This is a genomic window from Planomicrobium sp. CPCC 101110, from assembly GCF_007859395.1.
GTDB lineage: Bacteria > Bacillota > Bacilli > Bacillales_A > Planococcaceae > Planococcus.
Genome location: NZ_VOHD01000003.1, coordinates 382,122 through 396,526 on the forward strand (window position 1 = coordinate 382,122; position 14,405 = coordinate 396,526).

General features: G+C 46.4%; 11 protein-coding genes. 7 read left to right on the forward strand and 4 right to left on the reverse strand.

The window, feature by feature from the left end:
- Nucleotides 1-28: 28 nt before the first annotated feature.
- Nucleotides 29-1,360, reverse strand: coding sequence for a hypothetical protein (locus FQV30_RS02040; protein ID WP_146498478.1), 1,332 nt, complete (start codon nucleotides 1,358-1,360; stop codon nucleotides 29-31).
- A 409-nt stretch (nucleotides 1,361-1,769) separates the two neighbouring features.
- On the reverse strand, nucleotides 1,770-2,588 hold the full coding sequence (locus tag FQV30_RS02045; protein WP_146498479.1) for an alpha/beta fold hydrolase: 819 nt from the start codon (nucleotides 2,586-2,588) through the stop codon (nucleotides 1,770-1,772).
- Between the two features lie 284 nt (nucleotides 2,589-2,872).
- Here FQV30_RS02045 and FQV30_RS02050 point away from each other — a divergent pair, with 284 nt between their 5' ends.
- Complete coding sequence (locus FQV30_RS02050; protein ID WP_146498480.1) at nucleotides 2,873-3,439, forward strand: RNA polymerase sigma factor; 567 nt, start codon at nucleotides 2,873-2,875, stop codon at nucleotides 3,437-3,439.
- Nucleotides 3,432-4,139 (forward strand): anti-sigma factor, encoded by a 708-nt coding sequence (locus tag FQV30_RS02055; protein WP_146498481.1) that lies wholly within the window; start codon nucleotides 3,432-3,434, stop codon nucleotides 4,137-4,139. Before FQV30_RS02050 ends, FQV30_RS02055 begins: the two co-directional genes overlap by 8 nt.
- A 143-nt stretch (nucleotides 4,140-4,282) precedes the next feature.
- Here FQV30_RS02055 and FQV30_RS02060 read toward each other — a convergent pair whose 3' ends face one another.
- Together FQV30_RS02060 and FQV30_RS02065 are read right to left on the reverse strand one after the other, a co-directional pair.
- Nucleotides 4,283-5,317, reverse strand: coding sequence for a DUF2382 domain-containing protein (locus tag FQV30_RS02060; protein ID WP_146498482.1), 1,035 nt, complete (start codon nucleotides 5,315-5,317; stop codon nucleotides 4,283-4,285).
- Between the two features lie 248 nt (nucleotides 5,318-5,565).
- Complete coding sequence (locus FQV30_RS02065; RefSeq protein ID WP_186725496.1) at nucleotides 5,566-6,441, reverse strand: helix-turn-helix domain-containing protein; 876 nt, start codon at nucleotides 6,439-6,441, stop codon at nucleotides 5,566-5,568.
- Between the two features lie 115 nt (nucleotides 6,442-6,556).
- Here FQV30_RS02065 and FQV30_RS02070 point away from each other — a divergent pair, with 115 nt between their 5' ends.
- From FQV30_RS02070 to FQV30_RS02090, 5 genes are all read left to right on the forward strand, one after another.
- Nucleotides 6,557-8,056 carry an L-fucose/L-arabinose isomerase family protein gene (locus FQV30_RS02070; RefSeq protein ID WP_146498484.1) on the forward strand — a complete coding sequence of 500 codons (1,500 nt, stop codon included), beginning with the start codon at nucleotides 6,557-6,559 and terminating at the stop codon, nucleotides 8,054-8,056.
- 181 nt (nucleotides 8,057-8,237) lie between these two features.
- Nucleotides 8,238-9,278 (forward strand): autoinducer 2 ABC transporter substrate-binding protein, encoded by a 1,041-nt coding sequence (locus FQV30_RS02075; protein WP_146498485.1) that lies wholly within the window; start codon nucleotides 8,238-8,240, stop codon nucleotides 9,276-9,278.
- A complete protein-coding gene (locus FQV30_RS02080) occupies nucleotides 9,268-11,091 on the forward strand; it encodes a cache domain-containing sensor histidine kinase (RefSeq protein WP_186725497.1) in 1,824 nt (607 codons plus the stop codon). Before FQV30_RS02075 ends, FQV30_RS02080 begins: the two co-directional genes overlap by 11 nt.
- Nucleotides 11,072-12,706: a response regulator transcription factor gene (locus FQV30_RS02085; protein ID WP_186725498.1), complete on the forward strand. Its 1,635-nt coding sequence runs from the start codon at nucleotides 11,072-11,074 to the stop codon at nucleotides 12,704-12,706. The genes FQV30_RS02080 and FQV30_RS02085 overlap by 20 nt, the downstream gene beginning before the upstream one ends.
- Nucleotides 12,707-12,877: 171 nt before the next feature.
- Nucleotides 12,878-14,389 (forward strand): sugar ABC transporter ATP-binding protein, encoded by a 1,512-nt coding sequence (locus FQV30_RS02090; protein WP_146498488.1) that lies wholly within the window; start codon nucleotides 12,878-12,880, stop codon nucleotides 14,387-14,389.
- Nucleotides 14,390-14,405: the final 16 nt, after the last annotated feature.

Consider the following 14,405-nt stretch of genomic DNA (forward strand, 5'->3'; position numbering starts at 1 on the left):
GAGAGAGCGCAGAGGCCCTCTCCTGATATTATTGCTGCTTGCTTTGACGGTATGTCAGTGTTCCGGCGCCGAGTAAAATCAATGAGCTGAGTGTAACCCAAAGAACCATAGTGTCTGATTGGCCAGCTGTCCCGCCAAATCCTGTTTTCGGCATTTTTTCAGGTGCATCATTGTGGAAGTTGTCAGGGAACTGATCGACGATGGCGCTGCTTAGCCCGGCACCAATATCAAACATCAGAGCATAGCCTGTACGGTATGTTTCGTAAGATGTTTCAAAGTCGCCTGCAGCATACTGATTGAAAGTGTCAATCACAGAAGTTTCATGAGCTTGGATTCCGGCGATGGTGTCTTCTTTTGGCATGCGATCTTCAGTAGCTGTGCTTAAAAATGTTCCGAGTTCTGTGGCGAATTCATTCGTCAAGGCGTCTGCCGCTTCATCCACAGCCGATTGGTCGTCTGAAGCCGCAGCTCCTGCAAGGTCACTTTGTACGGAAATATGCTGGTTATCCCAGACTTCCACGAATTGCGTGCCGGCTTCTTCACCATATATGGAAGCGATGGCGCCGCGGAACTCTTCAGTGTTCTGGTCTTGCGCCCAATTTGCAAAGTCAAAATCCTCTGCGCCGTTATAGCCTTTTGCCATGCTCAATTGCGCCAAAGCAAAATGTTCGGCTGCAATGCGGTTCACTGTCGAGCGGAAGTCTCCGGCTGGAGTGTTCGGATCAGAAAATTTATCCGGGAACTGAGTGGCAATTGCGCCGCTGATGGCACTTCCTGCACCGAAAATCTGCTTGAAGCCTTCCAGATAAGAGGTATAGGCTTCCTCGTATTTTCCTGCTGCGTACAGATCAAAAGTGTCCTGCACAAAATCTTCATGCTGGCGAAGTGCTTGAGTAGCGCCCTCCTCCAGCAAGTGGCCTTCAGTGGCAGCCCCTAAAAATGCGCCCATATCATCTACAAACGATTGGATTTCCTCGAGCGCTTCTTGTTGCATTTTCTTATCGCCTTCTTTGACGGCTAGAGCATACTCTTCTGTCCCTGTATTGTGTTTCGTGAAAATTTCTTCGAATGCTGCACCGCCTTCTTCGCCGTATACAGAAGCGATGACCGGTTCCATGTCTGCGGCGTTGGCTTCAAGTGCTGCAACCGCTGCTTCAGCGCCTTTGTCCCCGTCGTAGACTTTCATCATGGAATCGACTGCAAGTGCATAATGCTCTGATAACAAAGAGTCAAGTGTCGCACGCAGTTCCACGCCTGTAGTATCGGTTTTCGGGGTACCATGTGCAAAAGCAGTTGTTCCTGTTCCGGCGGCCAAAAGCGCCGCCCCTACTACCGGCGCCAAAAATTTTCTCCATTTCATCAATAAACCACTCCTCTATTTCTGATTTCTTGCCTACCTAACGCAATGCGTTCAGAAATGGATCACTTTTTTATGAAAAATTGCTTCAAGTAAAGTTAAAAGCAGGCGGTTTATTGATAAATTGTATATTTTGGAAAAACAGCCCCTGTATTGTGATAGTATATGTGACAAAAGGGGGGAGAGAGATGGGGTGGATGATTGTTGTAGTAATAGCTTATTTACCTGTTTTTTATAGAATTCATCGGCGCATCAATTTTTTAGAAAATGAAGTGGAAAGATTAAAAAGGGAGCTTTAATCCCTTAGGAAAGGGGCTGCCTGAAGCGAAATAAGGCAAAGCCGAGGAAATCTCCATAATTTGAAAAAAGAGGCGCCGGATGGCGCCTCTTCCAGGCAGTTGATGTAGAATATTTACTTAACGCCTGAACTTTTCAGGAAGTTGATCATTTCTGTATTGAATCGTTCCGGCTCATCGCCGTTAATGCCATGTCCGCTGTCCTTGAATGGAACAAGAACAGAGTCGGGAATTTGTTTTTCCATTTCTTCGCCGAGCTCGTAGGCGCAGATCTGGTCTTTCTTTCCATGGAAAATGGCGGTCGGCACTGTAATGCCTGCCAACTCGCCGCGCAGATCCTCATCGCGCAATGCAATGGCTGCATTGATCGTGGAATGTGCGCCTGCTTCAAGTCCCAGCATCTGGAACCAGTGAAGAAATTCATCCGACTTTTTCTGTTCAAAGAACATATCAGCAAACTGCGCCAGGAAAGCGGGGCGGTCCTGCTTTATTTGTTCGATGATGTCATCCACTTCTTCAGCCTTCAAATTGATATTGAAATCATCCCGCTGTGTGAATAGCGGAGCCGCCGCACTCATCAGCAACAGTTTGTCCACGCCTTGCTGGCCATATTTGGTCAGATAGCGGATGGCGATAGGACCCCCCATCGAGAATCCGCCAAGGACAAAGTTCTCTAATCCCAGATGGTCGATAACTGCTTTCACGTCGCTTGCCTGTGTATCGTAATCATAGCCGGACCATGGCTTGTCCGATTTTCCGAATCCGCGCAGGTCTATGCCGATAAACCGGAATCCCTGGAGCGCCAATTCATTTGCCTGCATTTCAAATGATTTGCTGTTCAAAGGCCAGCCGTGGATAAAAACGACAGGCTGCCCGGTGCCGATATCTTCCACAAATACTTTTACTCCAGCTTCCACTTCAATATAATGTCCCAAATTCTGTTCCTCCTCTTATTTTTTTGTTTTGCTTGCTAGTAATTGAAGTTCCCTATATATCTTCAATTAAACAAGTAGGAATTCGTGATATTCAAAACAGCCCAGGTTCCAAAAAGTGACAAAGACGTGAAATCTTGTTGAGAAGTGAACTAAAAGGCTTCCTTTAACGTTATGTTAGAAAGGTTCTATACATGAAGTGCAAAGATTTTTCCATGGGCGGCTTCCACCTGCCGCACGAGTTGTAGTAAGCTTGAAGCATGACATTTTAAAAAAGGGGAACGTCCATGGAGAAAAGTTCGGACTTTACACTTTACGGCCGTATACAGCAGAAAGACAAAGAAGCGCTCGAACAGCTGTACGACCGGTATGAGAAAATCCTTTTTTCCTTCCTTGTCAAAATGACTGAAGATCCGGATTTGGCAGAAGAAGCTCTGCAGGAAGTCTTTATCAAAATATGGCGAGGCAAAGGGGAATACAACGAAAGCAAAGGGAAATTTACATCTTGGTTGTTTACCATGTCGCGTAATGTGGCGATTGACTTGATCCGTAAACGGAAAAAGCCTACTGTTCCTTTGGAAGAGGTCGGCGAGCTGGTGAACAATGAGTCCACAGTCGAAGAAGCGGCAGAGTGGCAGGAGCAGAAAGAACAAATTGAAACTGCTGTCCAGGAGCTGTCAGGGGAACAGCAAAAGATGATTCAGCTGTTTTATTTTAAAGGCTATACGCACGAAAAGATTGCCAGTATTTGCGATATCCCGCTTGGAACAGTTAAAAGCAGGATCAGGCTGGCGCTGAAAAAACTAAAAAAATCACTGCACGGTGTGCAAGAAAGGGGGGCTATTGATGACTAAAATGGATTGTGAATACGTAGTGGATTATTTGAATGGAACGTTTTCCGAAGAGGAAATCCGCGAATTTGAAAATCACCTTAAAAACTGTGCTGATTGTCAGCAAATTATAGAATTGACAGGCGAGCTCCCTTACCTTGCTGAACCGATTGAACCGCCTGCGGAGATGAAAACACGGATTTTGGCGAAAGTTTTTGAAGAAGATGTGACAGAAGAACAGCAGCTTGAACCGAAGCCGGCAGCAGTGCCGATGGCTAAACGGACGCCAAGACGCAATTGGTGGACGCCGCTTATTGCCGCAGTGCTTCTGCTGTCATTGCTCGGCAATGCTTATGCGTTTCTCCAGCTTTCCGATCAACCGGAAACGGAAACAGCGATGCGGGAGGTCAATCTCCAGCCGAGCGAACTGTTTGAAGGAGCGGCGCAAGTGAAATTGATCCGTGAAGACGAGGCGCTTGATGTGGTCGTATCGGCTGAAGGCCTCGAAGAACTGCAAGGCGATGAGATTTATCAAGTATGGCTGCTGAAAGAAGGGCAGCCGATTCCCGCCGGCGCTTTCAAGCCGAACCCCAATGGTGAAGGTGCCGCATACTTTAGTCTAGAAGAAAATACCGAAGGCTGGGACACGATAGCCATTACGCGCGAACCGCAAGCGGGCAACGAATTGCCCCAAGGCGACATCGTCCTCAGTTCCGAACTTTAATTTGGCTGCTCAACAGCTGATAACCAAACTTTGACCCAAATGCACTCGTAAAACGAGTGCATTTTTTATTTTGGGTTTATAAAGAGCGGCAAATAAAAAACGCCGGGATTTCTCCCGGCATTTTTTATCTTACTTAGATTTTATTAGAATCCTTTGTTGTTGCGATCTGTAGTGTTTGTCGTATTGTCGTCTTCGTCGATATCCGCAACTTCACGGCGGACAGTTTCGTTCACCTGTTCAGTGTCCTGGACTTTCTTCTTGCCGACGACAATCTCTTCAGAGACAACGTCTTTCTTCGTTACGTTTACACGTTCTTCCGAAACCGGTACATGGATTGTGTCGTTGGTATCACGGAAAGCGTCTGTGCCCGTTACTTCTTCGTTTACCGGACGGCGCTCCACATATACTTCTTCGCGTTCAACCGGTACTTCGATTGATTGGTTTTCCTCGACGACATGTTTGCCGACATTCACTTCGCCAGTTTGCACGCGTTCTTTGCCGACATTCAAACGTTCTTCATGAAGGCGCAAGCGTTCTTCATCTGTCAAATTCGCTTCGTCTCTTGACGAGTCGAATGTGCTGCCTGCAGTTCCAGATGTGGAACCGAATGTGCTGTCAGTGTCTGAAGTCGACCCGAATGTGTTTCCGCGGTCCGAAGAAGTGGAGCCGAATGTGCCGTCTGTATCGTTTGATGATCCAAATGTATCCCGGTCATTCGATGTTAATCCGGAAGTTGTGCCGGAACCGAATCCAGCAGCCGTTTCGCTTGAAGTATGGCCAGTTCCCGAAGAACTGTTATAGCTTTGGCTATAGCGGTCATACGACTCGCCATAATCACTGTCTACATATAATACAAGTTTGCCGTTTTGCACTTGGCGGTAGTATTCATCTTCCTCGTCACGATCTAATCCCATGCCGTTGAACGCTCCTGTAGAAGAATCGCCAGAAAGTGCTGACATGAATTTCCCCATGAATCCTTGGTTTCCGTTTTGGCCATCTCCAGTGGAGTCTACATGAACGTCTGTCTGGTTTTGGACCATTGAAAACGAGTTTTCATCTTGGCCAACAACATACATATCATTTTCGTTGTAGCCTTGTGCTTTAAGTTCCGTCACTTTGCTTAAAACTTCCGCTTGTGTGTCAAATACTCCGATAAATGTATTGTCTTTTCTAGCCATGGTGAATTCCTCCTTGTAATGTTGGATACCCTTGAACTCAGGTAATGGTAGTTTACCCAGGGCCTTCTGCATAATAAACATTTAATGTGCACAGGAAGGGAGAAAGGGCTCGCCAGCCATTGATGCCAAAGGGTTTTCAAGCAATGAAGTTTTTGTGGGAACATGCAGGAATAACGTTGTTTTGCCTTGGGGCAGGGAGCTTTCTTGCCGGTTCTCTTGTCTTTCGCAAGAGGAGGGATCGCTCTAAATCATTGCGATGGCCGCCAGCTTTTACGGTAGGCAAGCGGTGTAGTCCCAACCCGTTGTTTGAATAAGTTGATAAAGTGGCTGACATTCGGGACGCCAACTTTTTCTGCAATGGCCGCCACCGGCTCATTTGAATATTTCAGCGAATTTTTTGCGTAAGCGATTCGGCAAGAAATCAGGAATTCGTTCGGGCTGAGGCCGGAATGTTTTTTGAACTCTCTTGCCAGGTGGTACTTGCTGATGTTGAAATGTGCCGCTAAGTGCCCGAGCGACAATGGTTCGTTAAAGTGCTGCTCCAAATAGCGCATGATCGGTTTCACGGAATCAGGGAAGGCATCGCCAGCGTCCAGAAAATTGCCGGCGGAATACAGGATTTCGGTCAAGAGATCCGTTAATATCTTTGAAATTAGGGGTTCTGAATAAGGGGTGAATTCTCTGTGCAGCCGTATCAGCTCCTGCAAATCAGATTTTGCGGCTCCAGGATTTTTCAGCGTGACAACGGGTGACTCAGACAGTTGGAAATAGTGGTAATAACCGCTGATGGCTGCTCCGTTCAAATGCACCCAGCTGAACTCCCATAAGTCGCGCTCATCTGTTGCGTAATATTGATAATCCATGCAATGGATGAAAAACGCTTGATCCGCCTTTAACTTGTACTGTTTTCCGTTGAATTTCAAAATGCCTGTTCCGGCCAAAGTGATTGCTATCAGGAAGGAGTTCAGTTCTTCCCTCTCCGTAAAATAACCAGGCTGAGTACGGAAATAGCCTGCTTCCTCCACATAGAAAAAAGAATTTCTGGCAAGCTGGCTTGGCGTAGCAATAAGGCGGATTGAATCCTCTGTCCAATTATGGGCTGCCTGTTCTCGGTAATGTGCCATCGAAGACCTCCGCAAGATTCTGTTATTTTTAAACAACATTATAGGATGCAGCGGGTAATGTAAACGGATACAATGAGTGAAAATCACAGGATTTTATTTGAAGGAGGAATTTGATATGAAGTTTCAACCGATCAAATCGCCAAAAAAAGCGCGTATAGGTCTCTATACGATTGGCTTGAAGGCTTATTGGGGCCAATTTCCGGGATTGAAGGAAAGAATGGAAGGCTACGGGGATTTTTTGGAGAAAAAGATGGCTGAGTACGGGGAAATTTATAATTACGGACTGGTCGATACGGAAGCGGAGGCCCGAACAGCCGGCTACTGGTTCAATGAGAAGAACGTCGATTTGATTTTCTGCCATTCTGCTACGTATTCAACAAGTTCGGCGGTGCTGCCTGTCCACCAGATTTGTAAAGCTCCTGCAGTTATTTTGAACTTGCAGCCGACGGCAAAAATCAATTATCAGCAAACCACGACCGGTGAGTGGCTCGCGCATTGCGGAGCTTGTCCTGTACCGGAAATTTCAAATGCCTTCAACCGTGCGAAGATTCCGTTCCGGGTGGTCAATGGATTGCTCGGGCTTGAAGAAACACCGGAAATTTCGCTGGCAAATGAAAAAACGAATGGACGCAAAGAAGCGGTACGCGCATGGAAGAAAATTGAAGAATGGATTCGTGCAGCGGCAGTTCCCCGTACACTGCGCGAAAGCCGGTTTGGATTTTTGGGGAACACCTACAACGGCATGCTTGACATGTACAGTGACTTCACAATGATCCAAGCACAGACAGGCCTTCATGTAGAGGTTATGGAAATGGGGGACCTTGATATGCTGTTTAGGGATGTCGCGGAAAAGGACGTGAAAGGGAAGCTGGAAGAAGTCCGCGCCATGTTTGAAATCAGCGGCGACTCCCAATCGGATCCGATAGCCAGAAAGCCGACGCAAGAACAGTTGGAGTGGTCTTGCAGAGTTGCGGCGGCGCAGGAAAAAATGGTGAAGGAGTTTGATCTGGATGCGTTGGCTTATTATTACCATGGTTCGCCCGGCAGCCATTTCGAGCAGCTCCAAGCCGGTTTTATCGTCGGCCATTCCTTGCTGACAGCAAAAGGCATTCCGTGTGCAGGTGAAGGTGATTTAAAAACGGCCGTCGGCATGAAAATTGCGGATATTCTTGGGACAGGCGGGAGCTTTTCCGAAGTGATGACGGTCGATTACGACGCGGAAACGATTCTGCTGGGGCATGACGGACCTTTCCATATTGCAATCTCCGAAGGCAAGCCGATTTTACGGGGAATGGGGCTTTATCATGGAAAACAAGGAACCGGAGTATCAGTGGAAGCAAAAGTCCAAACCGGGGCGGTAACCATTTTGAATGTCACCCAAACCGGCGATGGCAATCTCAAGCTGATTATGGGCGAAGGCGAGTCGACGGCTGGAGAAACTATGCAAGTCGGAAACACGCAGACGCCTGTAAAATTTTCCAAGCACCCGGATGAATTCATGGAGCAGTGGTTCATGGAAGCACCGACCCATCACTGCGCATTGTCCATCGGAAGCAATGCGAACCTTTTTGAAAAAGTGGGGGACCTGTTGAATGTAAAGCATGTGACATTATGAAGAAATTCCCTTCCCCATCCCAAATGGAGGCTGAAAGCAGCCTTTTTTTGGGATGGGCCTCTAAAAAAGGTAGAGCTAAGTTGTCTGAAAAGTGTTAAAATAACCGTAAATTCAAAATTGCCTCCGGATAGACCGGGCTTGTTGTATTTATAATGGACGGGAAGGAGCGTGCATTCACCCCATGAAATTATTTTTCAGTTTTGTTTGCACCTTGTCTATTGTAAGCGCTTGCGCAATGCCTTCTGCCAATACCGGGAAATATGATGTTATCTATTCGATGGACGAAGTGGTGCATGAAAAGACGGCAGCGGAACAAGAAGAGCAAATTACCATAGCGGTTATCCCTAAAGTGGCAAACATCCCTTATTTTAACGCAGCGGAAGAAGGTGCAATCGAAGCGGCGGAAGATTTGGGAATCAATCTTCTATACGAAGGGCCCGCTTTTGCGGATGCCGCCCAGCAGATCTTGATCATTGAGAAGCTGATAGAAGAGGAGGTCGATGCGATTGCCGTTTCGGCAAACGATCCTGAAGAATTGGCTCCTGTCTTATTGGAGGCAAAAGAAAAGGGCATCAGTGTGGTTACATGGGATTCCGATACGATCCCGGAAGCAAGGGACTTTTTTATCAACATGGTGGATCCTGAAACGCTCGGCCGACATCTGATGGATACGCTGGCATGGAATACGGATGAAAAAGGGGAGTTTGCCGTATTGACGGGCGCTTTATCCGCCGCCAACTTGAACACATGGCTGCATTGGATAAAAGTTCATCAAAAAGAGCATTACCCGGACATGACCTTGGTCGAAGTGTCGGCAAATGACGATAATTCCCAGCGCGCATATGCATCAGCAAAAAAGCTGCTGAAGAAGTACCCTGGCCTGAAAGGCATTATCGGCAATTCGTCGGTCGGGCCGCCAGCAGCCGCCCGAGCGGTGAAAGAGCTTGGAAAGGAAGGGGAAGTTGCAGTGGTGGGGCTATCATCGCCCAATCCGATGAACGAATACTTGAAAGACGGCTCAGCCCAGATTATTACGCTATGGAGCCCGAAAAAGTTAGGGTATTTGACAGTGGCATTAACCAACAATGCGGTGAATGGCATAGAGCCTTTTGACTGGCAGGACATCGCCAAGGTGGGGAAGATACGGATGATCAACAATATGGTGATTATGGGAGACCCGATGGATTTTACAAAAGAGAATGTGGATCAATATGATTTCTAAACTGATGAAATTCAAAAATTACCGGCTAAGGACCAAATTGATCGTCACCTATGTATTGTTGACGGTTATACCAATCTCCCTATTGGGGTATATCGCTTACAGCCAGTACACGAAATCCATCGAAGAACAAGTGGGCGAATATATTCCAAAGCTGCTGGAACAAGCGAATGAAAACATCGCCAACCAAATAAGGGAACTCAGAAAATTTCCCGACCTGCTCTACAACTCGGATGAAGTGGTGGAAGTGCTGAGGAAGGATGCACATCAAAGCCGTTCATCGCTTTTGCAGGACGAATTCACTGTTAACAGCTACTTATCAAGAACCTTCATCAACGGAGGCAGCCAGGACATTTTGGGTGTTTTTGTAATATCGAAAAACCGTATTTTCCAGAGCACTAAAATTCCGCATACCAACTTTGGGCTGATGGATTATTCCCAATCGTATGGGCAGGATATCCAATTGAAAACTGATGATATATTCGTTCTGCCGCATCAGACTTCGCTGCGTTTCGAAGGGAATCCGCCCTTTGTTCTCATCATGAAACAACTTACCGATCTTGAGAACCGAACCGACCTAGGCACCGTCCTCATAGCAGTCAACGTCACTTTTTTTGAAGATGTCATAAATGAAATGAGTGAGGAAGGCAAAGCCGACCTGTGGATGATGAACAAAGAAGGCAGGGTTATTTACCATACAAATCCTTCGAAAATCCGGACGATTGACCGGGAATTTGCCATGTACCCCCAAATAAACGGCAGTTTCCGGACGACCCAGGAAGACGCAAGCCGGCTGATCAGCTTGAATCATATGGATGAAACCGGCTGGACTTTAGCGCACAGTGTTTTAGCGGGAAACTTGACGGAACAAACCGATCTGGTCCGAAATGCCACAATCGCGGTTTTTCTTGTCTTTGTTGCCATGAGCACCGTGATCTCCATTCTGCTGGCCTGGAATGTATCAAGTCCGCTTAACCGGTTGACCAGTGTCATGAAGCGGGTTGAAAAAGGGGATTTTGATGTGGATCTGGCCATCGGGACAACCGATGAAGTGGGGATGCTCGCAAACAACTTCAATTCCATGGTAACGGAAATCAAGGACCTTATCCGTGAAAATTACCAAATCGAGCTGAAGCAAAAAGAAGCGGAACTTTATGCCTTGCAATCCCAGATCAATCCGCATTTTATGTACAACACACTGGAAACGATTGCCATGTCAGTGGAAGATGACGAAAAAGACACGGTCATAGAAATGGTGACGCTGCTCGGGAGGATGCTTCGCTTTTCAATCGGCAATAAAGAAGCGCTGGTGCCGATTGCAGATGAGCTGCTGCATGTAAAAGATTATTTGACGATTCAAAAAATCCGCTTTGAGGAAAAATTCGATTTTTCCATTCAGGAAAAAATAGAATCCCAAAACTACTATACGCCAAAGTTCGTCTTGCAGCCGATTGTTGAAAATGCCGTTAAACACGGCCTCGCGTATGGACGCGTTACAACCATTGAAATCGGAGTCTGCTTGGTTCCCGGCAATGAAGGTTCTGAAGAAATAGCTTTCAAGGTAAAAGATAACGGATCAGGCATCAAAAAAGAGACGCTTGCAGACATTCAGCGGACACTGGCTTCAGATCCAATGGCCAAGCGGGACTCGCATTTTGGGCTGAGCAACGTCCATGCACGCATCGCCATGAATTTCGGCAGCGGCTTTGGCCTGGATATCATAAGCGGCGTTGACCAGGGAACAGAAGTCGAAATCAGGATTCCGGTTCTTAAAAATGGCTCTGAAGGAGGCTGCCATGAGCTCAAAGAAAATTAAAACGGTCATTGTTGACGATGAAAGCCGCATCCGGCGGGGAATTGAAAAGCTGGTGTTGTCCTGCGGGGAAGACTGGGAAGTTATAGCGTCGTTCGGCGATGGAATTGAACTGATTGAAGCATTCGAAAAAGAGTCTTTTGAGTTTGACGTTTTGCTTACGGATATCCGAATGCCGGTGATGGATGGGCTTGCCTTGATCAAAAGAATGAAGGAAATGGCTTTTTTCAATCCTGTTGTCATCAGCGGGTTTGATGATTTCAATTATTTGCAGGTTGCTCTGAGAGAAGGTGCACTGGATTATATATTGAAGCCGATTGACCGTGAGGAATTCAGAAAACAGCTGGAAGTGCTCAAATGCAAAGTGAAAAAACAATGGGAAGAACAGGAACAAGTTGGCCTTCTGCAAAGTGAAGCCAGAAAACTGGACTATATCAAACAAGTGGAAAAATTGAACGAGGCGACAAAGGGGTTTGAATTTGACATTTCTCTGGTCGATTGGACAAGCGATTTTCCGAAAGGAACTTATGCGTTGATCCAGATTGCGATTGATCAGCCGCTAAGCTATTCCCGGACCATGCCGAAGGAGGAGTGGCATACATGGGTCCTTGCAAACGAAAATATCATTTGCGAACTTCTTCAGCGGAGCGAAAGGGAATATTGGGAATGGCGGGGGGAAACTTCCTGTTTTTGGTCGTTGCTCTGCAGCAAAGAAGATGAAAGCGAAGAAGAATTCAAAGAGGAAATCAGGAATTTTGTCTACAAGCTTCAAAGCAATGTCCAAAATCTCTTGCCTTTTACGAATTCGGTTGCAATCAGCCAATCCTTTGCAGATTTAGCGTGCCTGCAAACAACCGCCAACGATGTATTGGCGCTCATGCGGTTCCGTTCTGTTTTTGGGAATAACCAAATCCTGCTGCAGGATTCGAACGAAATTCTTACGATGGATGGCGAGTTGAGAAATGCAGGGAAACTGCAGCAGTTGATCCAGCAAATCATTCAAGCATTAGAGCGGATGAATGAGACCGAACTGAAAAAGCGGCTTGGGTTGTTTACAGACGAGCTGCAGTCGTTGCGCCTATCCAGCGAAACGGAGTTTTTTCTGCAGTCGCTCAGCATACAGCTGATAAACTATGTGATCAAATGCACCCCCCGCATAAATAACGGCTTGCTGGACGTTCATGATACGGCGAATTTGCTAAGAAAAACGAAAAACATGGAAGAGCTGAGATGGGAACTGGAAAATTGGGTTCTGGCGGTTTATCAAAAACTATCGGCCATGAACAAAGAAAAGGTCCATAACGAAACAAGCGTAGCGAAAGAATGGATTTTGGAAAATCTAAGGGAGAACATCACAATTGAAAAAATCGCCGGGCAAGTCTACATGAATCCCACCTACTTCTGTGAATGCTTCAAGAATGAAACGGGGGAAACGGTACTCGACTATGTAACGAGGAGCCGGATCAACAAAGCCAGGGAATTGCTTCTTACGACGAACTTGAAAGTGTATGAGATTTCTGAGGAAGTGGGATATGCAGATACAAAATACTTCAGCAAATTGTTCAAGAAATATTATGGAGAGCTCCCTTCCAAATACAAAGAAAAATTGAAAGCTTAAAAAACCCTCAGAAATGGGGGTTTTTTTAGTGCAAACAAAAACAAACAGAGAAATGCCCACCTTTTTCCGAAAATCCTCTCCTTACTGAATTTCCGGAAAAAAGATAATCTTTATGAAAGCGCTAACAATCCAAGGGTGCCGCAAAACTACTATATGTTTGGGAGTGAAATCATGTCTGAATACGTTTTGGAACTGAAAGGGATAACCAAAAGATTTCCGGGAGTTACAGCTTTGGACAATGTGCATTTCAAACTGAAACCGGGAGAGATTCATGCATTGATGGGCGAGAACGGCGCAGGAAAATCCACATTTATCAAAGTGATTACAGGCGTCCATGCACCGGATGAAGGAGAGATTTTCCTGAACGGGGAAAAGGTCGAATTCTCAAGCCCGAACGATGCCCAAGCGGTAGGAATAGCCGCAATTTATCAGCATGTTACAAATTACCCCGATTTGAGCGTCACTGAAAATATATTTATGGGGCATGAAAAAACTCATAAGCTTACTGGCCGTTTGCTTTGGAAAGAAATGCACGAAGAAGCAAGAAAGGTTTTGCGGTCGTTAAGTTCATCTATTGATCCGAAAGCTGAAATGGGGTCTTTGAGTGTAGCGCAGCAGCAAATCGTTGAAATTGCCAAGGCCATTTCAACCCATGCCCGAATCATCATTATGGATGAACCGACAGCCGCTTTAACATCAAGGGAAAGCGAAGAGCTTTACAAGATTGCTGAAAGCTTGCGCGACCGGGGCGCATCGATCATTTTTATCTCGCACCGTTTTGAAGACATGTACCGGCTTGCTTCACAAGTTACCGTGCTGCGGGATGCCAAGTATATCGGTTCTTGGGGGATCAACGAAATTTCCAATGATGCATTGATAGTTGCAATGGTCGGCCGTGAAATCAATCAAGTGTTCCCGGACCGGAACGGGGAATTGGGGGAGAAGCTTCTGGAAGTGGAAGGGCTCAGCAAGGCTGGGTATTTCGCTGATATTTCATTTACGCTCCGCAAGGGGGAAATCCTGGGTTTGACAGGTCTCGTGGGAGCTGGAAGAACGGAAGTATGCCAGGCGCTATTTGGAATCATGCCTTACGACAAAGGAACAATCGAATTGAAAGGGCAAAAGGTCAATATCCAAAGCCCGAAAGAGGCCATTAGGCTGGGAATCGGCTATTTGCCTGAAGACAGGCAGCTGCAAGGGCTGGTGCTTCAATGGAGCATTGGAAGAAACATTACGTTGTCCGCATTGAAAAAGTTTGACACAAAGGGCTGGCTCAATGAAAAGAAAGAACATGCTTTCACAAAAAATCTGGCTGAAAAAATGCATGTGAAAGCGAACAGCATTTTCGATCTTGTTAGTTCCCTATCGGGAGGCAATCAGCAGAAAGTCGCTGTAGCGAAGCTTTTGACTGCTCAATTGGATGTCATTATTCTCGATGAGCCGACAAAAGGGGTGGATGTCGGAGCAAAGACAGCCATTTATGAAATCATCAACGAGCTGGCAGCACAAGGATATGGAATCATACTCGTTTCATCTGAAATGCTGGAAGTAATCGGTATGAGCGACCGTATCGCAGTGATGCGCGCAGGCAGAATCACTACAATTCTCGACCGGGAAACGGTTACCCAAGAAAAAATCCTTGAAGCGTCAATGGCGGACAAACCGAAGAAAAATGTCGGATAAGACAGGAAAGGCAAGA

Coding starts and splice junctions, on each gene's coding strand:
- FQV30_RS02040 (WP_146498478.1), bottom strand. CDS start 1,360: ATGAAATGGAGAAAATTTTTGGCGCCGGTAGTAGGGGCGGCGCTTTTG.
- FQV30_RS02050 (WP_146498480.1), top strand. CDS start 2,873: ATGGAGAAAAGTTCGGACTTTACACTTTACGGCCGTATACAGCAGAAA.
- FQV30_RS02055 (WP_146498481.1), top strand. CDS start 3,432: ATGACTAAAATGGATTGTGAATACGTAGTGGATTATTTGAATGGAACG.
- FQV30_RS02060 (WP_146498482.1), bottom strand. CDS start 5,317: ATGGCTAGAAAAGACAATACATTTATCGGAGTATTTGACACACAAGCG.
- FQV30_RS02065 (WP_186725496.1), bottom strand. CDS start 6,441: ATGGCACATTACCGAGAACAGGCAGCCCATAATTGGACAGAGGATTCA.
- FQV30_RS02070 (WP_146498484.1), top strand. CDS start 6,557: ATGAAGTTTCAACCGATCAAATCGCCAAAAAAAGCGCGTATAGGTCTC.
- FQV30_RS02075 (WP_146498485.1), top strand. CDS start 8,238: ATGAAATTATTTTTCAGTTTTGTTTGCACCTTGTCTATTGTAAGCGCT.
- FQV30_RS02080 (WP_186725497.1), top strand. CDS start 9,268: ATGATTTCTAAACTGATGAAATTCAAAAATTACCGGCTAAGGACCAAA.
- FQV30_RS02085 (WP_186725498.1), top strand. CDS start 11,072: ATGAGCTCAAAGAAAATTAAAACGGTCATTGTTGACGATGAAAGCCGC.
- FQV30_RS02090 (WP_146498488.1), top strand. CDS start 12,878: ATGTCTGAATACGTTTTGGAACTGAAAGGGATAACCAAAAGATTTCCG.